This window comes from Empedobacter sp. UBA7248 (genome assembly GCF_002472945.1).
GTDB lineage: Bacteria > Bacteroidota > Bacteroidia > Flavobacteriales > Weeksellaceae > Empedobacter > Empedobacter falsenii_C.
This window is the reverse complement of record NZ_DKSU01000011.1, coordinates 41,925-68,906: the sequence shown is the minus strand read 5'-3', so window position 1 is coordinate 68,906 and position 26,982 is coordinate 41,925. Positions and strand designations below refer to the sequence as shown.

Here is a 26,982-nt window from a genome sequence, read left to right as displayed (position 1 = left end):
CATGGACAAAATTTTAACGAAAGTTCCATTTATAGATCAAGTTCTAAAAGGTTTAGGACAAATCATGTTGCAAGAAAACAGTAGTACAGGTTTATTGTTTTTGATTGGTATTTTCTTAGGAAGTATAGAAGGAGGAATTGGCGCAGTTGTTTCGACAGCAGTTGGGACAATTACAGCAATCTTATTGAAATACGACAAAGAAGAAATCAACGCAGGTTTATATGGATTTAGTGCAGCTTTAGTGGGTGTTGCATTAACAATTATGTTCGACTCTACTTTTCTTATCTGGATTTTGTTGGTGGTTGCTTCCGCATTAGCAGCGATTATTCAACATTTTTTTATCAAAAGAAATATTCCCGTTTTTACTTTACCATTTATTCTATTAACATGGTGTTTAATCTTCGGAATTCATCATTTTACAACAATAGGACCTGCAACTGCAGGAAATACTCAAACTTTATTAGAAACAAATGATTTGTTTACATCAACAAATGGTTTCGGAGAAGTAATCTTTCAAGGTGGTCCAATGTCTGGTATCATCTTTTTTATTGCCGTTTTTATTGGTTCACCCGCTGCGGCTTTGTACGGTTTAGCAGCTTCAATTTTTAGTGCAGAAATTTCAAATTTATTTGGAGAACCAGTAGAACAAATTCACATGGGATTATTTGGGTTTAATGCTGTTTTAACGGCAATTGTATTTGCTGGAACCAAACGAATAGATGGTTTTTGGGTTTTATTAGGTGTTTTTATCACCGTTTTGATTGATGTACTATTTGTTAAAACCAATATTTTTGCATCATTTGGAGGAGTTCTTACATTTCCTTTTGTTGTAGGAACCTGGTGCACATTATTTATAAAAAAATATACCGATCGATTTTTTGGAATATAATGTAATTTGGCATAAAATTCGAACAATAAAAACAGTTTCATTTTAAAAAGCATTGCCATGGAAATGATATCAAACTCACAATACAAAGAACTATTTCTAGCTCATCTAAGTAACCAAGTTTTAGGAAATAATGAGGATATACAATTATATCGATTAGAGTATTATCTAAAAGATATTTTAATGCCCGTAATTCCATATAGAACAACATTCAATTTTATCTTGTTTGTGACCAAAGGAAGCATGAAACAATATTTAGAGAACAAAGAATATGAAGTAAACGAAAATGAAATAATTTTTATAAAACAAGGAACAATTACTGCAACAGTAGAAATGTCTGATGATATAGAAGGTTTCTTTTTGGCGTACGAAAATCATATTTTATCTGAATTAGAATTGCCAAAATATAAATCGAGTATTTTCTTGATGTCGCCTTATTTATCACTTGATGCGGTTACTTTTCAAACCATTCATCAATTATTGGTTTTAATGGAACAAGAAATTTTCTTGAATAGCCTTGAAATTAACGAGATTATTATCGCGATGTTACATGTTGTTTTATTAAAGTTACTTAATATCGATTATAAAAAGATTCCAAGTACAACTACGCGTCCAATGGAACTTTCGCTGCAGTTTAAAGATTTGCTTTTTAAACATCATATCGAAGAAAAGAAAGTAACTTTTTATGCAGATAAATTATTTGTAACAGAAAATTATCTCAACAAATGCGTGAAAGATATTACGCAAAAAAAGCCAAAACAATGGATTAACGAAACGGATATTAATTACAGTAAAGCATTATTGCATTCAAGTAAAAGAATTTCTGAAATTGCATTTGAGCTTAATTTTCAGACCGCTTCACATTTCACGCAACTGTTCAAAAAAGTTGCAGGTATCACACCAAAAGAGTACCGAGAACAAATCTGGAATTCTCAATCTACTAAGAATCCCGTTTTTTAAATAAATTGAATAGATAATTTTAAATACATATCTTTTGTATTTAGAAAAATTTTCTAAAAATAATATCATTTGTAACAAATGTTACAATCTATTTTGATACGGTCAATTACTTTTGTTTTTGTATTTCATAAAACAAATGATTGCCCGTATAATTTATTTTGGATTGTTGCTATTTACTTTTTTTCCTTTTGTAGAGTCGTCTGTGGCGTTACTTTTAGGGATTGGTTATGGTTTAATTTTTCAGAATGAATTTGGAGAAATCTCAAAACGATATTCAAAGAAATTATTAAATATTGCAATCATTGGTTTAGGGTTAGGTTTGAATCTTCACGAGGCAGTTTCGGTAAGTAAAGATGGATTTTTTCTCACTTTTATTTCTGTGTTAAGTGTTTTTACATTAGGATTTGTATTCTACCGATTATTAAAAATCAACAAGAATACATCGCTGCTGATTACTTCAGGAACTGCTATTTGTGGAGGAAGTGCTATTGCTACAATTTCTTCGGTTTTACAACCAAAAGCCAATCAAATTACCATTGCCATGGCGGTTGTGTTTGTGTTGAATGCGATTGCGTTAATGGTTCTTCCATTTATCGGACATTATTTTCAGTTATCGCAATATCAATTTGGTTTGTGGTCGGCAATTGCAATTCACGATACAAGTTCTGTTGTCGGTGCTGCTAAACAATACGGTGAACAAGCTTTGGAAGTTGCAACAACTGTAAAATTGAGCCGAACATTATGGATTTTTCCATTGGCTTTATTAATTGGTTATTTCAACAAAAAAGAGAACTCTTCTTACAAATTTCCTTATTTTATTATTGGTTTTATAGCAACAATGCTTATCGCTACTTATTTTCCTCAAGGCGAAAAAGTCTATCATATTTTACAAGGAATTTCGAAACAATTAATGGTTGTTGCTTTATTTATGATTGGCTCGTTGATTAACTTAAAATCCATCAAACAAGCAGGTTTTAAAACCTTATCATACGGAATTTTACTTTGGATTTTTATCTCCATTTTATCTTTGGTTTTGGTTTTAAATTATTTTTAAAATCTTTATTCTCTCTATTTTAAGTCTGTAACATTGGTTACTGTCGATTGTTTTTTAGCAACTTAACTTTGCTTCAACAAATTAGAAAAGGTTAAACCATAAAAATATTATCATATGTTTTTTCAACACATTTTTGAAAAGTCATTGGCACATTCAAGTTACCTTGTAGGTTGTCAAGCAAAAGGAGAAGCAATTGTAATCGATCCAAAAAGAGATATTGATACATACTTAAAAATAGCAGAAGAAAATAAGCTGAAAATTACGCATATTGCCGAAACACATATTCATGCTGATTATCTTTCTGGTAGCCAAGAGTTGGCTTATGTAACAGGTGCGAAGATGTATTTGTCTGATGAAGGCGGAGAAGATTGGCAATACGATTTTGAACATATCGGATTAAAAAATGGCGATAAAATAGAAGTAGGCAATCTAATTTTTGAGGTGATGCATACACCAGGTCATACGCCAGAAAGTATTAGTTTTTTGTTGACAGATACGCCTGCGACGAAAGAACCAGTTATGATTTTTAATGGAGATTTTGTTTTTGTAGGAGATATTGGTCGTCCAGATTTATTAGAAGAAGCAGCTGGATTAATTGGTACTAAAGAAGTAGGAGCGAAACAGATGTTTGAATCGTTGAAAAAATTTCAAGCATTACCAGATTATCTACAAGTTTGGCCAGCACATGGAGCAGGTTCTGCTTGTGGAAAAGCTTTGGGTGCTGTAGCAAGTACGACGGTTGGTTATGAGAAAATCAGAAATTGGGCGTTGCAATTTGATTCGAATGAAAAAGGATTTGTTGATTATTTGTTGGCAGATCAACCCGAAGCGCCAGCTTACTTTGCAATGATGAAAAAGCTGAATAAAACAAAACGTCCTTTGTTGATCGAAGTTCCGAAATGGGCTAAATTAACATACATCGAATTTGAAAAAGCGAAAGATTTTGGAATGAAAGTGATTGATGCGCGTATCAAAACAGATTTTTCTCAATTCCATTTACCAGGAACATTAAATATTCAAAACAATAAAATATTCAATACTTGGATGGGGTGGATGGTAAATTATCAAGAACCAATTGTGTTGATTGTAGAAGAGGATGAAGTAGAAGAAATGACGCGAAAATTGATGCGAATTGGTTTGGATAATGTCTATGGTTATATTACTCCAACAGATATGTTGAGTAATTTTAGTTCTTTACAATCTTCTATTTTGATCGATGCAGATACAATGGAAAATTACATTGGAAATGATGAGGTTCAGATTTTAGATGTTAGAGGAGAAGCAGAATTTAAAGAAGGTCATATCGAAGGAGCGAAGCATATTTTTGTTGGTTATTTACCAAAAAGATACAATGAATTAGATCAAACTAAAAAAATTGCTTTGCATTGTCAAGCTGGAGATCGAGCAACGATTGCACAGAGTTTTTTGGAATCGAAAGGTTTTGAAGTTGAAAATTATAGTGGAGGAATTGCTGATTGGAAATTGAATCAAAAACCATTAGTTAAATAATATGTTTTTCAAAAAGATTTTAAAAATGTTGACATCAAATTCGAATGTAGAAAATTATCTACAAGAAGGTGCTTTATTGTTAGATGTTCGTACAAAAGCAGAGTTTTTGGCAGGACATCATGCAGATGCGGTGAATATTCCGTTGCAAGAATTAGAAGTAAGATTAAAGGAATTACCAAGCAAAAAAATTGTAACAGTTTGTAGAAGTGGAGCTCGTAGTGCGCAAGCAGCAACAATTTTAAATAAAAATGGATTTGATGCAATAAACGGCGGTCCTTGGCAAACAATAAAATAAGTGTAATAATATCTAAATTTTAAAAATGGATTTATTGGATAAAATACAAGGAAATAATTTTTATTTGATTGATTTTTATGCAAATTGGTGTGCTCCATGTCAATTACAACTTCAGTTTTTAGAAAATTTGAAAGAAAAATTTCCTGATAATGTAGAAATTATAAAAATAGATGTAGATAAAGACAAAGTAAGTACTATTCAATTTGATGCAATGTATCAAGTAAATGGTGTACCAACTTTGATGCTTTTTCATCAAGGAAAGCTACTTTGGAAACATTATGGAGTAAAGTTTGAAGATGATTTACAGGAAATTGTAAAACAATTTTTGATATAAAAAATGACAGTAGTTGCTTAATAATTCTTCTTAGAATCAACTGTAACTACTGTCAAATTATTTTCTTATTCTTACTTTTTCTTCACGTATTTTTTTGGATTTTTTTTGAATTCAACTTTACAGCTTTTACTACAAAAGCCATAAATTTTCTTTTGATAAATTGCAGTATCTGTTAAGAATTGTGCGGTATTCATTCCACAAATAGGATCTTTCTCGTTTACAACTTTTACTTTTACTTTTTGTTGAGCAAAAATTGAAAAAGAGATGATGAAGAATGTTAATGTTAATATTTTTTTCATTGTTATTTGTTTTTAGATTGAAATAAATTGTAATTAAAAAAGAAACCTATTCTGTTTTTTACTTCGATTTCTCCCGAATTTAAATCAGAAAGTATAGGTTGAAAATATTCTATACCAAAATTAAACTTTCGAGCAGCTGCTTCTAATCCTAATTTCGCAAATTGAGCTTTTCCCTTAGATTTTGGAATCGTCTCCCCAAATTGTTCATTTTTATAATAAAGTTCGTTTTGAAAACCGACTTTTCCAAGTAATTTTAATTCATTGTTAATGAAAAGATGTTGTAATTGAATTAATTGATTCCATTGATCTCCAAATTTGTATTTCTTTTTATTCTCTCCTTTCAAGTTGTAGTCTGTTACTAATTGTAAAGTCGAATTCTTATAAGCTAATTGGTAATTTATTGCAAACTGAGTATCCCAACTTCCTGTACCCAATTGAAAACTAGGATTGGTTGTTTCAGCATTTGCTTGATTAAATTTTGCGATTGGAATTTTTAAACCTATTGCAGCACTTAATCCATGTTTTAGCTCATTAGAACTTGTATTTGATTTAATGACTTTAACTATTCCCATCATATTTAAATCTCCAATACCAGAAATAGAAGAAGAGTTTTTACCTTTTTTATTATGAAAATGGTAAGGAATGCTAGCATTGATGTCAATTCTATTATTTATTGGAATTCTTGCCCATAATTGAATGGTATTGAATTGTTGCTTTTGTGTTCTTTTATTAGAAAAAGCATCTTCTTTAGCTTTATAAGATTGATGAAGGTAACGAATACCAATGAAATTTGAATTTATAAGATTTTCAATTCCATTTGAGGTTGAAGTTGCTGAACAACCACAAGCATCACAATCTAATTCTAAATCATATAAATGAGAGACTACAATAGAATCATTATCTGTATATGCAAATAATGAAATGGGTGTAAATAATATAACGAAAAATAAATTGATATATAATTTCATTTGAATAGATTTAAAATTCTGCATAAGCAGGGTTATTAATAAATGAGTAATCAGTTAATGTTTTTAGAAAAGAGATAATTGCTTTTTTTTCTTCTTCTGTCATAGGAATTCCAATTCGATTATTTTGTTTGAGTTGAGAATCCAAATATTTATCATTTTGTACACCTTCTGAGTAAAAATTCAAAACAGCTTCTAAACTATAGAATCGACCATCGTGCATATAAGGTTTGGTCATTTCAATATTTCTTAAACTTGGAACTCTAAACTTCATAAAATCAGTCGAATCTAATGTGACACGATATAAACCTCCATCTTTGTATTGTTTATTATAATACATTCCTGTATTTCGAAAAGACTCATCTGTAAAAAGTGTTCCTTTATGACAGCTTGAACATTTCTGTTGAAAAAGTTGTAAACCTTTTTTTTCGGTTTCATTTAAATTTGCCTCTTTCCTTAAAAATTGATCATATTTAGAATCTTTTGATACAACTGAAGCCATAAACTGTCCTAATGCGCTGAGAATACGATTTGCATCGATTTTATCATCTCCGAAAGCATTTTTAAACATTTTTGGATAAGAAGAATCTGATGATAATTTCTTAATGATTTCGGGAAAAGTTGTATCCATTTCTTCTTCAGCTGTAATTGGAGAAATTGGTTGTTGAGCTAAATCATGAATAACGCCATCCCACATAAATCGATTTAGAAAAGCCAAATTTTGAATAGCAGGGGCATTTCGAATTCCTAATCGATCATCAATTCCATGACTAACAGGATGTCCGTGGTGAGTAAAGGCATTTTCTTGAATATGGCAAAAAGCACATGAAATAGTATTATTTCTAGATAGTCGACCTTCATAAAATAGTTTTTTACCTAACTCAACACCATTTTTAGTTAACGGATATTTATCTGTATCAAATGTTATTCTAGGAAAATAAGAAGGAATTTCTAATTGATAAGGTTCATCAACGATCTGTCCATAATCAATATCATCATCGTTACAACTTAACAAGATGAATAAACTGAAAATAATTGTTATTATTTTATTCATTGTTTGTAGAATTATGCGGTGTTTATAAAACACCGCTATAAACTTTATTGATTTTTTCGTCGTTATGTACATGATCAACTCGAAACATATTTTGTATGTTTTCTGTTACCAATTGTGCAAAGTTGGAAGATCCCATAATATTATTGTTCGACTCATCTAATATCAATTTATGATCACCACTTAAATAGGTATTCAAATTTGCCATAATATGAATAGAAGGCTTAATCCTAGAAGTTACTCGTGCAGATGTAGGTAAATCTAATGTTACTTCTCTATATAAATCTTGAACATTATTTTTGTTAATATCTCCCATATTTCCAGTATGAGTTAAGAAGAAGGTGTCAGTAGTAGTTTTCCCATAAAAACCTTCTATTTTAAAGAAAACATAACCAGCAGCCCAAGACCAAGTCATTCCATTTTTCTTTGCTTTTTCCCAAAAAGTAGCTTGTCCAGTCTGGCCTAATAAATAAGCTTTTTGAGATACACCAAGTCCGAAACGTACTTTTATATATTTATTTTGAGGAATATTATCCAAATTTAAATAAACGACATTAGCAATTGCAGAATCTTGATTAATAACAAAAGCGCCTTTGTCTGGATCGTTTTTATGATAATCAAATTCATTCCCTTTTTCATCAATTAATGAGATGTTAGAAATGATATATTTTAATGTTGTTAATTTATGTTTTTGTCCGTTTGATGAGGTTTGAGTTGTTTGATCTAGAACAATTCCTCCCAAATTATCAAATCCATTTTCAAACTTTAATTGAATTTTACCTGTTTCAGTTGATTTAATTTCAGAGAAATCATCATCGTTGTTGCAGGAAGTAAATAAAGTAAGTAATGCGATAAATGATAAGTTTAAAAAATATTTGATTGTTTTCATTGTAATAATTGTTTAATTTTTTTGAATAAAAATGCTGTTGGAAAACAATTATTGTTCTCCAATACTGGATATTTGTTCTATTAATTAAACAATTGGAGGTTTTAGATATTTAAAAACCCAATCGATAGAATAGGATGATTGCCAAAAGAATCGATGTTTTATTTTTACAATAAAATCTTGAATAAATGGAATATCTAAGCATTCGAAATGTATATAAATTTCTGCAAATCGAATATTCTTTACTAAAACCGAATCAGATTCTTGTTCCGTTTCTTTTAGTTGCTTCGATAAATAACATTTTCCATTACATTGCATTTCTGGTCGCTCTTTATTGATACAATATTCATCAATAATCTTCTCCTGAGTACTAATGAATACAGTAAAAGGAATTAATGATCGAAAACCAATTAAAAGCACGAACAATGCAATCAATAAACAATTGAAACTTTTGACAAATCTTATATGAAATGTCAACTTGATTAAATGTTAATGAGATAATAATTTGATAAACAAGAATTATTTATCAAATAGGAGGCTGAAGTTGTTGATCTAATTGATATTGAGTCTCGAAAGCTAATTCGAAAGTCGATATTTTTTCAATAGATTTTGTAAAGTTAGATGTATTAATTTCGAAGGTAGGTTGATAGATAAAATAATCAATTGTGCGTAAAGAAACTTGAATTTTATTATCATCATTTTGTTCATCAGTAACAGTCTTGGAAATCTGTTCTTTCAGATAACAAACGCCATTACACAATAATTCTGGACGTTCTATATTAACACAATATTCTTTAGAAATCTTATCATAATTCACTAAATAGTCAATAACTGGTAGCAATGGTCTACAAGTTATTAGAACAACAGTTAGTATGAAAAGGTAAGATTTCAATTCCTTAAAATTTTTATAAAATTAGACAGTTTTTATTTATTTTGAAAATGAAGATTATCAGTTTTTTCTGAAATTAAATTCAAGTTCCTTTTTATTGAAATGACATTAATGAAATAATCTTAAAAGGTTTATATTTTTTAGATTGAGAAAGATATCGTAACTTTGAATTAATCATTTTAGGATCAATTTATGGCAAATTTTATCGACATCTATAGAAGAAACAACCAATCGTGGTTGTTTTTGTCGTTGGCATATTTGCATGATGATACTTTCTTAAGAAGCTCGAAAGAGTTTATCAACTAATCCCTGTTACGACTCGAGACAGGGAACCTTCTATTTTTTTTCAATTATCAATTATTTTCAATTTTCTGTAAGGAGATTTGTATCAAATTTTAGCGAATTTTATTTTCGGTCATTTGATATTTGAGTCTTAGGAAATCTTCTTAGAATGATTGAAAGTTTAACTAAGAATTTATCAAAATGACAACAAATATTATTTTAACAACAGGATTATACGATTTAATTAAAGACCATTTAAGAAGAAAAAAAGTAACAGCAGAACAAGAAAATATCTTGACAAAAGAATTGCGTCATGCAGAACAAATTTTGAGAAGAGATTTGGCGGATAATATTGTGACTGTAGGGAAAAAAGTAACAATAAAAGAATTAAATTCTAATCAAGAATATCAATTAAATTTTGTTAGCCCAGAAAAGGCAAAACCGAAAAAGAATCGTCATTCTATTTTAATGGACGAAGGTTTAGCAACAATTGGTTATAAAATTGGTGATGTAATTGAATGGCCAGCAAATGATGGTACAAAAAAATATGAAATTCTGAATGTAGAAGCAGTTTCATAATTTGTCCAAAAGCATAATAAAAAAACCGAGCATTAGCTCGGTTTTTTTATTTTAAATAGTTTATAAATAGATTTTGCATTGTGTAGACAATCGATACAATTTTATTTTCTATGATATTTATTATGTTTTTTAAAGAAACATTAAGAATTATTGATTTATTACTATCATAATTGTTTCATTTTTTCCGAAAATACAACTGATTGAATGTCTACAATAAGTCTATGTAATTATTGATGAGTATTTTAATATGTTTACGCAACTGATTGTTATTTAGGTTTTTAATCATTTAATTCTTGTCTACAATTTGTCACTTTTTGTAGACAAGAATTAAAAGGAGTTAAATTGATGTAAGTATAATGTTAATTTTAGATAAATCAAATGTTATCAATTTGATGAAGTCTAAAAATATTATAAACATGAGAAAAAATTACTTTTTACTCCTTCTTCTTAGTTTATCATCAGCTTCCGTTTTTGCTCAATCGCCGGTGCAAGTTGTTGATGATTTTTTGAATCAAACACAAAGAAAAGGTGCAATTAACTCACAGTTTGATTATACTGTAGTTACTGAAAATGTTGTTGGAAATAATGTAGGAGACTATGTGAAGATTCAACAAACAATTAATGGAATTCCCGTTTATGGGACTAGCGGTACTTTTCACGTTCAACAAGGAAAGGTTGTTAATCATAATGAAAATTTTGTTAATGCTATAGTTGATAATACTTTAACTGTAACTCCAAAATTAACAATTGATCAAGCAGTATTAGGTTTAGCAAAATCTTTAGGGAAGCAGTACATTGAAATTGATCCTAAAAATATAACTGCCGAATTTAAAAAATCAGCTAAAAGTTTTGAAGATAAAGAATATGTAGCTTTTCTTAAAGATTCTCCAAGTTTTTTAAATTATTACAATGATAATGGAACAATAAAATTAGCTTGGGTTACATTAACTGAAATCAAAAATAATGATCATATAGATAAACTTGAACGTGTTTATGAAACCATTATTGATGCAAACAATGGTCAACTTTTAGCTAAAAAATCTATTATTAATAGTTGTAATTTTGACGCTACCGCATCAAAACAAAATGTTTATCACAACAATCCAGAGGATTTCAAATGGATAGAAAACGCATATGCAACTTATTCACCATCAGAAGAGTCTAGTTTATTGTCAGACGCACCCTTAAATGCTACTTACCGCGTAATCCCTGCTACACAGCAAAGTCCTTTGAAATCAGATTTTAAGTTACTAACAAACACTTACGATGTAGTAGCTTCTAAAGAAGGTTGGCACAAATTAATTCCAGAGGCAGCAGCAAGAAATTCAAACCTAACAAAATATCATACTGTAGGAAATAATATGCAGGTTGGCTATGATAAAGATGGAGAATTCAGTGATATTGTTTTTGGAATTTTTCAACTTTTAATAGCAGCAGGAGATCAATTTGTGAAAAATGAAGCATATGGAGGGGAAAAACTTTTGTTTGATTTTCCTACACCTGGTAATTCAATGAGTTATGATCCGTTAAGTTATACAGAAGCTGCTTCAACACAAATGTTTTATTCAATGAATTCTATTCACGATATTTTACATTATCACGGGTTTAATCCGAAAGCAGGAAGTTTTCAAATGAATGATGGTGACAAGAGTAGAGTTATCGGTTTTTCTACTTCTGGATTAGGAAAAACAAATACTGTAACAAATAATGCTGTAATGGCTTATGCTCCAATTTTAGGAAAAAATCCTGTTACCATGTTTTTTACATTTGATACATTGGCTGAAGGTGCAGGTATTTTAGAAATAAAAGATGGTGATTTGAAAGGTATTTATAAAGGTGCTACTGGTAATAACGCAGGTTTTGTTTTTGGAAAATCTACTCCTGTTAGTGCTGAGATGGTTTTAATTAATGATAATACAGGTACTGATTCTCAAGACGGCTGTGAAGCTATTGTTAATGGAGATCAACTGAACGGAAAATTTGCTTTAGTAAATAGAGGTTCATGTTCTTTTGGTGTAAAGGTAGACAATATTAAAGCATACAATCCTGCAGGAATAATAGTGATTAATAATACCGTAGGAGATTTTGCAGGATCTATGGATATAACAAATCCTGATTTGACAATTCCAGTAGGCGGAATTTCAAAAGATTTGGGAGATAAGATAAAAACTGCAATCTCTAAAAATGAAAAAATTGTAGGTACTATGCCTTCATCAAATTTTAAATACCGAGTACGAGATAGTGATTTTGATAGTCAAGTTTTGTTACATGAGTATACACATGCTGTTAGTAATCGTTTAAGTGCTGGATTGATTAGTGGTGAAGAAGGTATGGGTGAAGGATGGAGTGATTATGTCGCTTTAAATTTAACGCAACAAGCCTATCATACAGCTAAAGATTTAATCAATATGGGCGAATATGCCTTTGATGGAGCAGGACTTCGAGAATTGCCTTATACAACAGACATGAAAGCAAATCCACATACTTACGATAAATTAAAAGAGATAGGACCTGGAGATGGAAAAATGCATCCAACAGGATATGTTTGGGCATTAATGCTTTGGGAAATGCATTGGAAATTAATTGATAAATATGGGTTTAATCCAGATTTCAAATCAAATACAGGTGGTAATAATATGGCTCTTGATTTAGTATTGGAAGGAATAAAAATGCAAAAAGCAAATCCAGGTTTTGTAGATGGACGTGATGGTATTTTAATGGCGGATGTTGTATTGAATAAAGGAGAAAATCAATGTTTAATATGGGAAGCTTTTGCTAAAAGAGGATTGGGATATAGTGCAGATCAAGGAGATCCATTATTAAGAGCTGATGGGAAAGAAGCTTTTGATTTACCACCAACCTGTGCAAGATTAGGAACGGATGATTTAGAAGCGAATACGGTGAGTATATATCCTAATCCCGTAAAAGATTTAGTATATATCAATTCGAAAGATAATGTAGAGAAATATGAAATTATAGATGTTACTGGACGTGTAATAAATTTTGGATCTGTAAAAAAAGATGGTCAAGTAAGTAGTGTATCTACTGATCGTTTATCTGCTGGTTTATATATCTTAAAATTATATACTGATAAAGAAGTCGTAACGAAAAAAATCGTCAAGAAATAATGACTAAATCTAATAATATGAAAAAACATCTAAATATTCTTTTTTTATCTCTTTTAGGAGGAAGTATGTTTGGTCAACAATTATCGTCTAAAGCATTAGAAAGTTGGTTAGATCAAGCAACTAAACCTATCAAGATAGAGAGTCTAATTGTTCAAAAAGCATTAGCTCAATCCTTTCAAAATAAATTAAACTTAACATATTGTACACCAGCTGAGATTTCATCTCCAGAAGAGATTACAAGGGTTAGTATTAAGACTTCAATCAATACATTATTAGATCATGTAAGTGCAAACAATACAGCGATTGGTTATGAAGATTTTACAACTGTTAAACCAGCTGAGCTGGGACTAACATCAAAATATACATTAAGTTTTCAAGGTGATACAAAAGGAGCTTACTACAGTTCTTTTACTATCATGATTGATTATAATAACGATGGAATTTTTGGAAGTACTTCAAGTGATGATCAAATTAATAGTAGAGAAATTATTAATGTGGATGAGTTATTATTTAATTCAAATGGTGTAGATGGTAAATCTGTTTCGCAAACGATAACTATTCCTCAAGATGCTACTTTAGGAGAAACAAGAATGCGTATTTTGAAAAGACAAACTGATTATAAGTCGGCGCTTCATCCTAAAACAGCATGTGATTTAGGATCTGTATACGGTCAAGTAGAAGATTATACGATTAGTTTAGTTCCGCCTAAAGTTTGTACAAATACTCCAAATGGGGCTACATATCAAGGTACATTTATTCCTACTAATAATGTTCAAGATACTTTTCTGAAAAATGTTAGCTTAGGAAGTTATGTTGATATTTTTGTTTACGAAGGAAACGATTATACTTTTGAACCATCTGTTAAGAATGCTTATCTTTCTTTGAAAGATTTAAAAACGAACACAAATCTTACATCTATAGAAGGGGCATTTAATTGGAAAAGTACGTTAACTGGTACTGTTAGATTATACTTGCATGGAAATGAAAATTGCGATGCATCAACTGATAAAACAGATGTCACAATTTTTGTAATGAATATGAACAAGAATCCAATTAACGAACCTTGTAATTTGGGCATACCTTCGGTAGACTTTAATTTGACGAAAGAATTAAACGGAACGAAAAATCAAGAAATAGCATTTGATATTAATGCTTACGGAGGAAGATCTTCTAAAATTACTGGATTGAAAATTAATTTACAAGGAGATGCAAGTAAGGTTGATTTCGAATTGTTAGAAGATACGAACGGTTTGCCTTCTACATTAGTTTCAAAAATTGTTGGAAAAATTATTTCCAAAACATCTCTTGGAACAATAAATGGTAAATCAAGTTACCAATATGATATTGATTTTGATAAACCGATTGATTTAAATGCACTAGAAACTACAACTTCAATTAAGAAATGGTTGAAATTAGTAACTGATGCTCAAACACTAGAAGTGAATTCAAATTTTGCTGTAGCAACGAAATTAGCCAGTAAAAACTCAACAGATAATCAAGGAAAATGGACGATTTCTTCTAATTTAGAAGCAGTATACCAGTTAAAAGCTGAATGTCTTAACAATGCATGTAATCAAGTCATTCCAGAAACACCAAAAATAGCTGATATGTCATTGCCTACTATTGAAGGTATGGCAACATCAGAAACAGCAATAGATATTGTTGCTGAAAAAGGAAAAAAACTAACTGTTTCTGGAATTGAAATAGATGGTTGGTTTATGGGATTGTCAATGGATGGAACAATTCCTAAAGATGAATTACCAACAATGAAGTTGAATTTGTTATCAGCCAATTTAGATGCAGATCAACCAATGAACAAAGACGAAGATAAAAATGTGTTGCCAATAGGAATTGAAAAATTAGATACTGTAAATCTTCAAACAGTCTATATTCCTTCGGATCAATTTTCGATATTGTTGATAAAGAAAAGAATATCTATCACATTTGATAAACCTGTAACAATAGATGGGGATGTAGCGAGTAAGTATTGGTTATCATTTAATGAAGTACAGAATATAAGTTTGTGGGATGTAAATCCGAATGTAGATGTGACGATAGGGAGTTTTCCTAAAGTTTTTGTAATGAAGGCAATACCACCTGTTGTACCAAATGATATGTGGAATTCGTATAATTCTGAGATAGTTTATAAGTTAATTTCTACATGTAGTAGTTTAGATACAAATGATCAGGAAAAGTTAACAAAAACAAGAATATCTCCAAATCCGTTTACAAACCAAGTAACGATAGAATCAGTTAATCTGATAAAATCTGTAGAGGTATTTAACATGGCAGGATTAAAAGTGAATTCTCAAGATATTAATTTGAAAAAGACAAATTTAAATTTAGGACACTTGAATACCGGCGTTTATTTAATTAGAATTTTAGACGAAAAAGGTAATGTAGAAACTCAAAAACTTATCAAAAAATAGAAATAAGTTTCTTGTTGTTAATTTTTTAGAGGAGCGAGTAATCGCTCCTTTTTTATTGATATAAATTTGTGTTAATTTTTTTTAAATTACTTTGATCAAAATTAGAAATATAGTAAAATAAACCCACTCTTTTATATACTTGTAATAAATTTGGAGCACCTTCGCTTTTTAAAGTAATCGTATCAGATGTCGAATCATCACCTTTTATAAATTTTGTTTTCCTATTTAATAAAGCTTCGTAATATTGTTCATTATAAATTATCTAGTAAAGTAATGTTGAATTAGGAAAATATCTTCTAACTAATGTCCTTTTATAAAAATTCGACCAATTATTTCGTTAGATTTTAATATTTTTTTTAGTTTTGTATAACCTTTATATTTCCTATCAAAATATGATTTACATCCTTCTAAGAATCATTTTTAAATAGAGGAAGATTCGCATTTTTTTCTTTATTTCGAAAGAGATCATTTTTGGGAAAATACTTACATGATCAAAACCTAAACTTGCAGGAATATTCCAATTTTCTTCATCAAATTCAATATTAAAAACTGATAATCGTATCCGTCCTTTTTAATAGATCAGCATAAGATTTAAAGACTTTTCATCTCTTAAAATCAATTGTTTTTTAACAGATGAATCATTGTATTTATGTTCTCAAGGATAACTTATTCTTAGTTCTTTCACTGGTTTTAGGGTTTTCATTAAATTACTTATTGGCGCATCATCATGAATATGGAATAATAGTTTCAAACAAATTAGTTTCCTACATCGCTTGAACAAACCGTGTAATTTAGCATTTTGGTATCATTGACACGAATCATTACCACAAAACCATGTTGAAATTTCATTTTAGAAAGACTTTCTTCAAAAATGATTTTATGAAATTGAGGATTGATAAAGACTCCATTTTTATGCTCGCTTTACGAAGTTCTTCAAAAGATTTCTCTAATCCTTTGTGACGATCTCCAGTTAATCCATAAGATTTCAGATGACGGATTCCTTGTATATATTATAAGAATCTTGCACCAACATCATTTCGAGCGAATACAAGCTTTTTACCAAGATAGGATAACAATGATTTTCCGAAGTGTAAACGAATGAAGAATCTAATATCTGAAAGTAGTTAGAATGATGTATTATGTAGTATCTAGAAAGTAGAGGGGGAGATTAGGAGTGGGGTTCTAATAATTTAGGGATAATATGTATCTGCAAGTAAAAAAGATAATAACAGATAAAATTAGAGTTTAACAACTGTTAAATAAAAACCTCATAGAAAAATATCTATGAGGTTTTATTAACAATTTATAGAGAGATTAGTAACCTGGGTTTTGTTTAATAACTCCACCAGATGCGTTAATTGCAGTTCTTGGAATTGGGTAAAGAACAAATTCATCTTTTGCAAAGGCAGAACCTCTATCTTTTGCGAATTGAATGTATTTACCCCAACGAATTAAATCCTCACGACGGATTCCTCCTTCGCACCAAAATTCGAAAAGACGTTCGTCCATTAATTTATTTCTGAATTCATCTTTTGATAATCCGGTAGGAATATTATCTAAACCAGCTCTTTTTCTTACTTGTCCTACTAAATCATAAGCTTCTGTAGTTGGACCTGAAGTTTCATTAATTGCTTCAGCTAAACTTAATAATACATCAGCATAACGCCATATAACAATATCATTACCTTGTCCATATCCTGTTGAAGTAGGATCTACATCATACTTCATAGGAATTGCTCCAATATAATTATTTGCGCGAGCATCAAATAAAGTAGTATTAGTAGCTGATGTTCTCCATTTAGTTAAAAGTCGTTCACTTCTTTTATCATTTTTGTCAAACTTATCATATGTAGTCCACGGCATTTTGTAGCCACCCCATTGAGTTAAACCTAAACCAGTTTTTACATCATAATAATTTCCAGGTAAAACATGAGCTAACCAAATATTAGTTGGAGTAGAATTAAACTTCGCTGATAATGCAAACAAAATTTCTTGTTTATTCCCCTTATTTGTATAAGCAAATAAATCAGAATAATTTGTCTGTAAATTATGTCCCATGCCCATAATCGTACGAGCTGTTGCAATCACATCATTCCATTTTTTGTCATGTAAATACAATTTCATTAAGCCCATCTGAGCTGCATCTTTTGTGAAGCGACCATAATCAGCTCCTGGTTGAGCGGCTAATGTTGGTAAATCAACAATTGCATCTTTGTAATCTTTTTCTATTTGTACAGCTGTCTGCTCATTTGTAAGTCTTGGAATTGGAACTGCATTAATATTAGTTGCTTCTTTGTAGTCTACACGGATAGGGACACCGCCGTAATGGTTGTATAAAATCCATGTGTAATGAGCACGTAAAGCTTTTAATTGAGCAATATAACTTTTCTTTTGAGCTTCATCAATTGTTGTCATTTCTTCGATTTTACCAATGTTTATAGTACAAGTAGTAATTGCTGGCATTAAAGTATTGTAAAATACATATAATGCACCTGAAGGAAATGCTTCACTGTAATTTACTTGATTAAAAGGTATCCAAACAGCATCTCCCCATGAAACTACCATTTCATCAGTAGAAGCACTTGACTGGGCTACAATACCAGTATATGCTGCACCCCATATTGTACTACCATCTGGACTTAAATATCTGTATGTTGCATTTACAGCTAGTAATGCATGCTCTGGTTTTGTAAAAAAGTTTGTTTCTGCAAATTTATCTCTTGGTAATTCATCTAAATTTTCTTCACAAGAAAAAAACGTAGTAGCTGTCGCTAGAGCCAATACTTTTAAATAAAGTAACGAAGTGCTCTTTGTATTTTTAGTTATTTGATTATTTATAATAGTTGTTTTCATAATTTATCAATTTTTAGAACGTAATATTTGCTCCTAATATGAATGATTTAACAATAGGGTATGAATAGAAATTTTGCAATTCTGGATCAACTCCTTTGTATTTTGTTATAATGAAAGGATTTTGAGCACTCGCATAAATTCTGATTTTATTGAAAACATTTTGATTTCCTAACATATCACTCGTTAAAGTATACCCAATTGTGATATCTCTGATTCGTAAATAATTAGCATTTTCTACCCAAAAATCTGAATTTCCACCTTGCGACTGATATGGACCTGATAAAGCTTGTGGGTATTTACCTTCTTTATTATCATAAGACCATCTATCTTTAGATACATCTAATAAATTCCAACCGTATAATCCAATTTTTGCATGTCCATTTACATTATTTGCATAATCTTGGTTAAATTTTTTCATGAAAGCTCCGTAGGCAAAAATTGATAAATCGAAGTTTTTATATCTAAATTCGTTACCTATACCAAATGTTGTATTAGGTGCTGTTTCACTATTTTTCATAATGATTCGCATATCGGCACTTGTTATTTTTCCATCTGGTGTTCCTGTTAAATTTCCATTGGCATCATAACCATCAATATCTTTTATGATAATTTCTCCTGGTAAAATACCTGGCATCCATGATGGAGCATCCATTTTATCTGGATTATAGATCCCATCAGATAAATAACCATATCTTGCAGTAAATGGATCTTGTACTCCTATATACCTAGCTAATGTTTTTAATGCAGCTTCAGATCTTTCTATCCACTTGCTGTTGAAGTGTGTAAAGTTAATATTTGTAGACCACGTGAACTGTTCTGTGTCAATATTTATGGTCTTGATATTAAACTCAAAACCTTTACTTCTTGTTTTTCCTGCGTTATCAGCTATTGAACCTACTGGTTGGTCTGGTGCTAATGGAGTAGATGACAGTAGGTTAGTGAAGTTTCTAATGTAATAGTCAAAAGAACCTGATATTCTATTACGAGCTATAGCAAAATCAATTCCAGCATTTACTTCACCTTGTGTCTCCCATGTTAAAAAAGGATTTCCAATAGAAGTCATCCTAACTCCTGAATTATTGATTCCTCCGAAATTGAAGTTATAACCACTTCCAAAATAAGTATATGCTCCTGCAAAGTTAGCATTTCCTACTTCCCCATATCCAACTCGAAGCTTTAATAGATTAACAAGATTTGAGTCTTTCAAGAAACTTTCTTCAGAAATAATCCAAGCTCCTGAAATCCCTATAAAGTCACCCCATTTTTTGTTTGGAGCAAAGTGAGAAGCTCCATCTCTACGATAAGTTCCTGATAATACATATTTTCTATCAAATTCATATGTTGCACGTGCAAAGTATGATTTCCAAATTCTATAAGGATCTGCATAAGAACTAGCTGTAGGTCTTTCAGTATTCCCAAGATCTAAGTCATTGTAACCAAAATCTTCAACGGGGAATTTAGAATTATAGGCACTAAATCCATCTCTGTCAATTAATTGATATGTATGACCTACAAGTAAATTAATATTATGTTTTTCTCCAAAAGTTTTAGTATAATTTAATGTATAATCGTACTGAATAGTTTCGTTAGAGTCTTGAGATATTCCAGCAGAACCTTCTGATCGAGCTCCAAATAAAAATGATTTTGGTTGATAATAGCTTCTTTTTCGGGTATCTTGAGTATATGAAAATAAAGCTTTAGCAGTTAATCCACTTACAATTTTCCATTCTGCATAACCAGAAGTTAATATACGGGAGCTTTTAGTTTCATCTTTTATATCTAAAAATGATAATGGATTTGGAGTATTTTGGTAATCAGGATTGATAATCCAGTTTCCTTTTTCATCTTTAAATGGTAAAGTTGGAGGGTGATAGAAAGCTGCTCCAATTATACCAGAATTTTCAAAAACACCTGTCCCAATACTACCGTTTTTAGCTAATTCGTTTGTTAATACAATGTTAGCGCCTACTTTTATTCTACTAGAAATGTCTTGATCGATACTCATTCTAACAGAATATCGTCTATAATCAGTACCTTTTAAAACACCTTTTTGATTGAAATAATTTCCTGAAACTAAATATTTTGTTTTTTCAGCAGCTCCTGCAACAGAGATATTATGTTGTTCAGTAAAACCTTTTCTCATAATAGCATCTAATGCATTTGGCATCATTGCTTGCTGATTAATTTGGTCATCAGTATATTTAGGAACATATGTTGTGTTTGTTAGCTTTCCAGGGACAGTAGAGTAAATACCTTGTCTGTTATCATACATCCATTTTTCATAAAGAATTTTATTCCTTTGAAGCATGTAATCTTTTGTATTTAAAATATCATACCAATCGATAGATTCTTGAAAAGCATTACTCATATCATATTGAATAGTAGGTTTTCCAGATTTACCTCTTTTAGTCGTAATCAAAACAACTCCGCCAGCTGCTCTAGCTCCATAAATGGCTGTAGCAGAAGCATCTTTTAAAATGTCAATTGTTTCAATGTCATTTGGATTGATGAAGTTTAATCCAGATCTAGAGTTTCCATTTCCACTTGGATCATATGCAGTGTCATTTATAACAACACCGTCAACAATGTATAAAACTCCACTAGATGCATTCGAAGCATTTGTTCTAATTCTCAAATTTATACCTGCACCTGGTTGTCCAGAGGACTGCATTACTGTTACTCCAGCTGCTTGTCCTGCTAAGGCTTGTGCAAAATTACTATTAGCCGCCGCTGGAAGATCTTTCATTTTTACAGAGGTAACAGCCCCTGTCACACTTTTCTTTTTCGTTGTTCCATATCCAATTACCACAACTTCATCAATTTGATTGACTTCGTTTGTAATTGAATCTTTTTTCTCTTCAGTAGTGTTTTGAGCTAATACAGCTTGCCCTCCTAATAGAAGTATAATGGTAGTAGATAGCTTCAAACACCCCAAGAAAATTTTAGATTTTCTCATGTGTTTATATGTTAATTGTTAATCTAGTTTAGTAAAAGAGTTGTTATTACAATGTTAAAACATTTTCATTATTTAATCATTAATTAACATATTAAATTTTAATAATTAGAAAAAATAGTTTTTTTTAATTGAATTTTAGAAAAATATCCTAATAAACAATTTACCTATAACAGTTTTTTAAAGGTTAATTATTTAATTAATAGTTTATTAGTAGTTATAATGATGAAAAATAATTTATGTTTTTATTTAAATCAGAAATGAATTAAATAAAAAAAAACCAACTGAAGTTGAGCTTGATTATATTTTTGAAGGTTATTAAAACCATCCTAATTTAGAGTTTACTTGATTAGTTTTGTTTTTGAAAGTTATCTGAATTGGATTTTTAAGATTAAAATGTAATTTGTCAATGACATTCTCGTTAGGAATTATTGTAATTCCATTTTTCGTTTTTTCTACTTTACAATTGTATCCTATGTATTCACCATTTTGTTCGATAACATATGCATAACTTAGCAAAACCTCATTCAAACATTTGAAGATTTCGTGTACATCATTGTCACATTTTCCTCCATCGTAACCCCAATATCCAGTTACTCGCGTATTAGGAGCAGGTTTGTTCCAATCGCTAATCATAGGCATATATTGTTCACCAATAATCTCTTTTTGGTAAATTCCTTTTCCTTTGTTTTGTTTGTCTTCTGTAAAAATATTAGCTTCGATATATGGATCAACAATAAATGCCCAATTTAGTTTATCTGTTTCTGGATTTAGTAACTGTATACATGTATTGATTGCATTAATCATTTGATTCAAGTACTCAGGTTTCCCTGTTAATTCGTATAAATTTTTCAAACCATAAATTCGCCAAGCTGACCATCCATGTGGAGAATTCATCATATTTGGTCCTGATAAAATATCATATTGAGCTTCCCAATAACGCATAGAACCACCATTCATACGAGAATCTGGAATTAATAATTGTGATAAACAACGATGCATTTCAACTAATTTTTCGGCAGCTTCTGTATATTTTTTTCTTTCAGGAGAATTTTCTGGTTGTAAAAGTGCAAATTGAGAAATTTGGGTATATGAACAAGAAATCATTCCGTCTTCAAAAGTCATTTCTCCTTCTGTCTGAATGTTATCAAGATTTTTTGTCAATTCATCGATTGCTTTTTTTACAGAATGATAATGTTTTTTGTATTTCATTTTCCAATAATCATTATTTTCTGCTAAAATCTTTTCTTGTTCCATTACTTCCATCAATGCTTTTGCAATATAAATCACAGAAGTGTAGTGTGTTTTTCCATTTCTATAAGCACCATCTGGCGATTGCATAGCCATGATATAATCTGCCAAATCAGCAGCTTTATTTAGTTCTTCGATGTCTTTTGTTGCTTTATAACGTTGTGCAAATAAAGCAGCCATCAATGCATGATTTTGTATTCTACTCCCAAAATATGTTGGTAAATTGGTTATAGGATCATAAATTAATGGATAAATTTCGTCGAATTTAGCATCTACTTTTTTGTCCCATTCTGCATCTGGAAATTTTTCTCTAGCGATATACGCAGAGAAGAAACCATACCAACTTTCTGTGTGCGAAGAAGCTTGTTGAGGATAGATGATTGCAGCTCTACGAGCAGATTTTATATAATCGGCGTAATCATTATTAAGTACTGTAATTTTTGCTTCGCTAACTTTTTTTGTTGTAGAATCTTCTACTAATATTGTATGAACTCCTGGTTTTGTACTTGTTAAATCGTAGTTGTAATCGTTAGAGTTTTTATGCAATTTAGAAATTGAAACTTTTTTTCCATCTGGCTCAACAATAACTATTTTAGGTTTTGAAACTGAATTAATAGTTAATTTAGTGACTTCGTTTGGACGAATAGAATATAAACTTGCATCAATAGTTGGCGCAGAAGTATTCCTAGTAACAATAGTTTTTACATCTGTCAAATTTTTTGCTTCTTCTAAATAAATTGTCCAACTCATTTCTTTGTTCGAAGCAATAGAGTTTAAATTTTTCGGATGTCTTTCCGGCAAAGGACCTTTGTGTAATAAATCCAATGACACAGTTCTGATTAAGTGTCCGTGACCAAACAATTTACTATTGTTGTAATGTAATTTGTAAGAAGCAATTGGATTTGGAGAACTCAGCGTGATAATTCGACCATTTGGACTCATAAAATAACCCCAAAAATGTGTTTTTTCACTTCTCATTAAAGTAGGAAAATATTCGTCGCGCCAATTTGGATATTTCAGCATTTCGGTACTCATTCCTAATCTTAATGATAGATTCTCAGGCGAAATAGCTTGTTTACTTGTATTTTTTACTTTAATATTAATTCCTAATCGATCATTTTCTACAACATATTTAATCTGATAATTTAATTGATCTGTAGAGCCTTGATATGTTGTTTGGTCAATTTGTTTTAGAGTTAATGTTTTATTGTTAAAAATTAAAGCGGGACCTTTTAGCGAATCATTTCTAAATTGAATTGGAACATTATTGATAAAATTATTTTTGAAAGTTAATCCAGAAATTGATCCATCTTTTTCGATAATGGTTTCAATGGTTTTTTTATTATTCTCAAGTTTATATTGAGCAATTAAAGAGGTGGTTGAAGTAAGGGTAGTGGTTAGAAGTAATAATTTAATTAATTTCATGTGTAAATTTTTTTTCGAACTTTAAATATATGAATTAAAATCTCTAAATATCAACTTGTAAACATCAATTATTTCTATTGTCTCAAATTTTAAAAATTGAAGGTAAAATTGAAACGAAAAAGCTTATAAAAAAAAATAGGAATGAGTTTCTTGTTGTTAAGAATATTGTTAATTGATAAAACCGAGCATTTGCTCGGTTTTTTTATTTGTATTTTTCTGAAAAAATATTTTAAACATCTAAATGTGAAGCAGTAATTTTCTGACCATAAAAAATTGTCGTATTAGCTTCAAAACTTTTCGCATCATCTGTCGTATAAAATGTAAGTTGTCCTTTTTTTGAACATTGTGTTTCTACTTCGGGATGGCGATGTAAATAGTCAGTTAATTTATTCGCTACCAATTCTCCTTGCGAAAGAATTGTTACATTTTCTGGTACATATTGCGAAATCACAGGAAGAAGAAGCGGATAATGTGTACAAGCCAATACAATTGTATCGATTTCGGATGATTGATCAAATAAGCGTTGAATATCTTTTTCTACAATATCGTGTGCAGCTTTGCTATCAATTTCATTATTCTCAACCAAAGGAACCCAAAGTGGACAAGCCAATTGAAAAACATCAATTGTTGGATGAAATTTGTTCATCTCAATTTTATACGATTCGGACAAAACAGTTCCTTGCGTAGCTAAAATTCCGACTTTGTTATTCTTTGTGTATTCATTTATCGATTCTGTTGTTGGGCGAATAACACCCAAAACTCTTTTGCCTTCGGGTAAATCGTTTTGCTGAATTGTTCGTAAAGCCTTTGCAGAGGCTGTGTTGCAAGCAAGTATAACCAAGTTACATCCCAAATCAAACAATTTAAAAACGCATTCTTTGGTGTATTCATAAACCGTCTTAAACGAACGAATTCCATAAGGGCAACGAGCATTATCACCTAAATAGATATAATCGTATTGCGGAAGTTTTTTCTGTATTTCTTTGAAAACGGTTAATCCACCATAACCAGAGTCAAAAACACCAATTGGTCCTTGCATTTTACCTTCTTATTTAATGAACAAAATTACAAAATGAATTGACATCAAATAGAAATTATTGGCACAAAAAAAAGCTAATCTTCGCGATTAGCTTTTCTATATTTCTATTCAAAACATTTCTTACAACGTCCCAAATTTTCCTGCTTTAAAATCTTCAAAAGCTTGCTGTAATTGCTCGTGTGTATTCATGACAAACGGTCCATAATGCGCAATTGGTTCGTTAAGCGGTTCGCCACTCATGACCAAAACAATCGTATTATCACTTGTTGAAGTAATAGAGAAATCTTCGCCATTGTTATTCTCAAACATAGCAAAAGTGTCTTTTTCCAAAATTTCTGTATTATTCACTTTTACACTTCCTGCAATCACCAAAATCGCTGTGTTGTAGCTGTTTGGAAAGTTAAAATCCGCTTTTATACCATTTTGTAAATACACATTGTACATATTGATCGGCGAATACGTCGTTGCAATTCCTTTTTCGCCTTTGTATTCTCCTGCAATTACGTTAACAAAACTCGTTTCACCATCTAATGGAATTCGCGTCATTTTATCAAACAACAAATCCTGATAATGTGGAGCCGTTTCGCGGTCTTTCGCTGGTAAATTCATCCAAATCTGCACCATTTGAAACGTTCCGCCTTGTTTTGCCCACTCTTCTTCATGGTATTCTTGATGTAAAATTCCTGAACCAGCCGTCATCCATTGTACATCGCCTTCGCCAATCACACCGTGATTTCCGCGACTGTCTTTGTGCGCAATTTTTCCTTGGTATGCCAAAGTCACGGTTTCAAAACCTTTGTGCGGATGTGCGCCAACGCCACGAGGAAATTCTTTTGCATCGAAATGAATATCCGCATTGTAGCCCAAAGCAAAAAACGGATCCATTCGTCGTCTCGAAATGCTTTTACCAATAAAAGAAGTCGTATAAAAAGCATCGCCAACCCAATTGAACGTGCCGGGATGTAGTATTTTTTCTATGTTTCTTATTGCCATTTCAATTGATTATTTTTCTTGATAAATAGCGTGAATCGCTTCTTGAATTGTCGGAAATTTAAATTGATAACCCTCTTTTTGAATTTTATGTGCCACCAAATGTTGTCCATGAAAAGGTGTAATTTCTTGAGTAGTATTCAAATGCAATTCGTTTGAAATTTCTTTGTAAATATCTTGTTGTGAAGCTGGATTGGGAGCCACCGAATTGTATACACCATCTAATTTTTTCTGAACTGCAAACGCAAAAATTCCCGCCATATCATCGACATGATTCCAAGGAACAGCACCATTATTTTGTTGAGAAACGATACTTGGATTATTTTTCACCAACGATTCGTACATCGGGAAAATCCCTGCTTCTTTCCCTAAAACTAAGGAAACTCGTATTTTTGAAACGTGATTCGCAACCGAATCTTCTTTGAAACGATCTGCTGCTTTTTCCCAATCTTCGGTTAAATCCGCAGAAAAACCAACACCTCGTTGTCCATTTTCATCAATTTCCAAGGTATTATCTTGGTAACCATAATAACCAATTGCTGATGCCGACACGAAAGCCGTTAACTTTTGTTGACGTTTTTTTAATTCAGCTCTCAAAAAATCCGAAGCGCCAATTCTACTTTCGTAAATCAATGCTTTACGTTCATTGGTTAAAGGCGTTCCATCATTCAATTTAGAACCCGCTAAATGCACAATATAATTGACATCATCTAAGGCTTTTGGATCGATTGTTTTTTCGTGAACATTCCAAGCAAACTCGTTTTCAGCTTTTGGCGATCGCGTTAATAATTTAATCGTATAATCTTTTTCAAGAATCGGAATTAAATGTTTTGCGATAAAACTATTGGCACCAGTGATTAAGACTGTTTCTTTCATATGTATTTATTTTGTTTTTAATAGTTATATGGAATACTCATGAGTAGTA

21 protein-coding genes are annotated in these 26,982 nt (G+C 30.8%); 9 read left to right on the top strand and 12 right to left on the bottom strand.

What is annotated here, in order from left to right; all coding sequences use genetic code 11:
* Position 1: 1 nt before the first annotated feature.
* The 6 genes from B4A23_RS11395 to B4A23_RS11370 all read left to right on the top strand — a co-directional run bounded on the left by B4A23_RS11395 (position 2) and on the right by B4A23_RS11370 (position 5,038).
* The gene (locus tag B4A23_RS11395; protein ID WP_291120117.1) at positions 2–889 is read left to right on the top strand and encodes an urea transporter; all 888 of its coding nucleotides are present in this window, start codon (positions 2–4) and stop codon (positions 887–889) included.
* Between the two features lie 57 nt (positions 890–946).
* Positions 947–1,846 carry a helix-turn-helix domain-containing protein gene (locus B4A23_RS11390; protein WP_291120114.1) on the top strand — a complete coding sequence of 300 codons (900 nt, stop codon included), beginning with the start codon at positions 947–949 and terminating at the stop codon, positions 1,844–1,846.
* A gap of 136 nt (positions 1,847–1,982) precedes the next feature.
* Positions 1,983–2,900 carry a YeiH family protein gene (locus tag B4A23_RS11385; RefSeq protein WP_291120111.1) on the top strand — a complete coding sequence of 306 codons (918 nt, stop codon included), beginning with the start codon at positions 1,983–1,985 and terminating at the stop codon, positions 2,898–2,900.
* Between the two features lie 114 nt (positions 2,901–3,014).
* Positions 3,015–4,409, top strand: a complete 1,395-nt coding sequence (locus B4A23_RS11380) for an MBL fold metallo-hydrolase (protein WP_291120108.1) — start codon at positions 3,015–3,017, stop codon at positions 4,407–4,409.
* A gap of 25 nt (positions 4,410–4,434) precedes the next feature.
* Entirely contained in the window at positions 4,435–4,704 is a 270-nt protein-coding gene (locus B4A23_RS11375) for a rhodanese-like domain-containing protein (protein WP_286502302.1), read from the top strand.
* A 25-nt stretch (positions 4,705–4,729) separates the two neighbouring features.
* A complete protein-coding gene (locus B4A23_RS11370) occupies positions 4,730–5,038 on the top strand; it encodes a thioredoxin family protein (RefSeq protein WP_291120105.1) in 309 nt (102 codons plus the stop codon).
* A 71-nt stretch (positions 5,039–5,109) separates the two neighbouring features.
* Here the strand turns inward: B4A23_RS11370 and B4A23_RS11365 are convergent, their stop codons facing one another.
* From B4A23_RS11365 to B4A23_RS11340, 6 genes are all read right to left on the bottom strand, one after another.
* Complete coding sequence (locus B4A23_RS11365; RefSeq protein ID WP_291120102.1) at positions 5,110–5,337, bottom strand: YHS domain-containing protein; 228 nt, start codon at positions 5,335–5,337, stop codon at positions 5,110–5,112.
* Positions 5,338–5,339: 2 nt separating this feature from the next.
* Positions 5,340–6,305: a hypothetical protein gene (locus B4A23_RS11360; protein ID WP_291120099.1), complete on the bottom strand. Its 966-nt coding sequence runs from the start codon at positions 6,303–6,305 to the stop codon at positions 5,340–5,342.
* A 10-nt stretch (positions 6,306–6,315) separates the two neighbouring features.
* Positions 6,316–7,356, bottom strand: coding sequence for a cytochrome-c peroxidase (locus tag B4A23_RS11355; protein ID WP_291120096.1), 1,041 nt, complete (start codon positions 7,354–7,356; stop codon positions 6,316–6,318).
* Between the two features lie 22 nt (positions 7,357–7,378).
* Entirely contained in the window at positions 7,379–8,242 is an 864-nt protein-coding gene (locus B4A23_RS11350; protein ID WP_291120094.1) for an MbnP family protein, read from the bottom strand.
* Between the two features lie 84 nt (positions 8,243–8,326).
* Positions 8,327–8,674: a hypothetical protein gene (locus B4A23_RS11345; protein ID WP_038334068.1), complete on the bottom strand. Its 348-nt coding sequence runs from the start codon at positions 8,672–8,674 to the stop codon at positions 8,327–8,329.
* A gap of 91 nt (positions 8,675–8,765) precedes the next feature.
* Entirely contained in the window at positions 8,766–9,080 is a 315-nt protein-coding gene (locus B4A23_RS11340) for a hypothetical protein (protein ID WP_286502309.1), read from the bottom strand.
* Between the two features lie 531 nt (positions 9,081–9,611).
* Here B4A23_RS11340 and B4A23_RS11335 point away from each other — a divergent pair.
* The 3 genes from B4A23_RS11335 to B4A23_RS11325 all read left to right on the top strand — a co-directional run bounded on the left by B4A23_RS11335 (position 9,612) and on the right by B4A23_RS11325 (position 15,546).
* Positions 9,612–9,989, top strand: coding sequence for a GreA/GreB family elongation factor (locus tag B4A23_RS11335; RefSeq protein ID WP_038334079.1), 378 nt, complete (start codon positions 9,612–9,614; stop codon positions 9,987–9,989).
* A 416-nt stretch (positions 9,990–10,405) separates the two neighbouring features.
* Entirely contained in the window at positions 10,406–13,117 is a 2,712-nt protein-coding gene (locus tag B4A23_RS11330) for a M36 family metallopeptidase (protein WP_291120090.1), read from the top strand.
* 17 nt (positions 13,118–13,134) lie between these two features.
* Complete coding sequence (locus tag B4A23_RS11325) at positions 13,135–15,546, top strand: T9SS type A sorting domain-containing protein (protein WP_291120088.1); 2,412 nt, start codon at positions 13,135–13,137, stop codon at positions 15,544–15,546.
* 1,314 nt (positions 15,547–16,860) lie between these two features.
* Here B4A23_RS11325 and B4A23_RS11320 read toward each other — a convergent pair.
* The 6 genes from B4A23_RS11320 to B4A23_RS11295 form a co-directional block, all read right to left on the bottom strand.
* Positions 16,861–18,399: a RagB/SusD family nutrient uptake outer membrane protein gene (locus tag B4A23_RS11320; RefSeq protein WP_291120085.1), complete on the bottom strand. Its 1,539-nt coding sequence runs from the start codon at positions 18,397–18,399 to the stop codon at positions 16,861–16,863.
* A gap of 13 nt (positions 18,400–18,412) precedes the next feature.
* Entirely contained in the window at positions 18,413–21,355 is a 2,943-nt protein-coding gene (locus B4A23_RS11315) for a SusC/RagA family TonB-linked outer membrane protein (protein ID WP_291120082.1), read from the bottom strand.
* A gap of 315 nt (positions 21,356–21,670) precedes the next feature.
* Positions 21,671–24,028 (bottom strand): hypothetical protein, encoded by a 2,358-nt coding sequence (locus tag B4A23_RS11310; protein WP_291120080.1) that lies wholly within the window; start codon positions 24,026–24,028, stop codon positions 21,671–21,673.
* Between the two features lie 229 nt (positions 24,029–24,257).
* The gene (murI, locus tag B4A23_RS11305) at positions 24,258–25,067 is read right to left on the bottom strand and encodes a glutamate racemase (protein ID WP_291120077.1); all 810 of its coding nucleotides are present in this window, start codon (positions 25,065–25,067) and stop codon (positions 24,258–24,260) included.
* A gap of 120 nt (positions 25,068–25,187) precedes the next feature.
* Positions 25,188–26,060, bottom strand: coding sequence for a pirin family protein (locus B4A23_RS11300; RefSeq protein WP_291120073.1), 873 nt, complete (start codon positions 26,058–26,060; stop codon positions 25,188–25,190).
* Between the two features lie 9 nt (positions 26,061–26,069).
* A complete protein-coding gene (locus B4A23_RS11295) occupies positions 26,070–26,933 on the bottom strand; it encodes an NAD-dependent epimerase/dehydratase family protein (protein ID WP_291120070.1) in 864 nt (287 codons plus the stop codon).
* Positions 26,934–26,982: the final 49 nt, after the last annotated feature.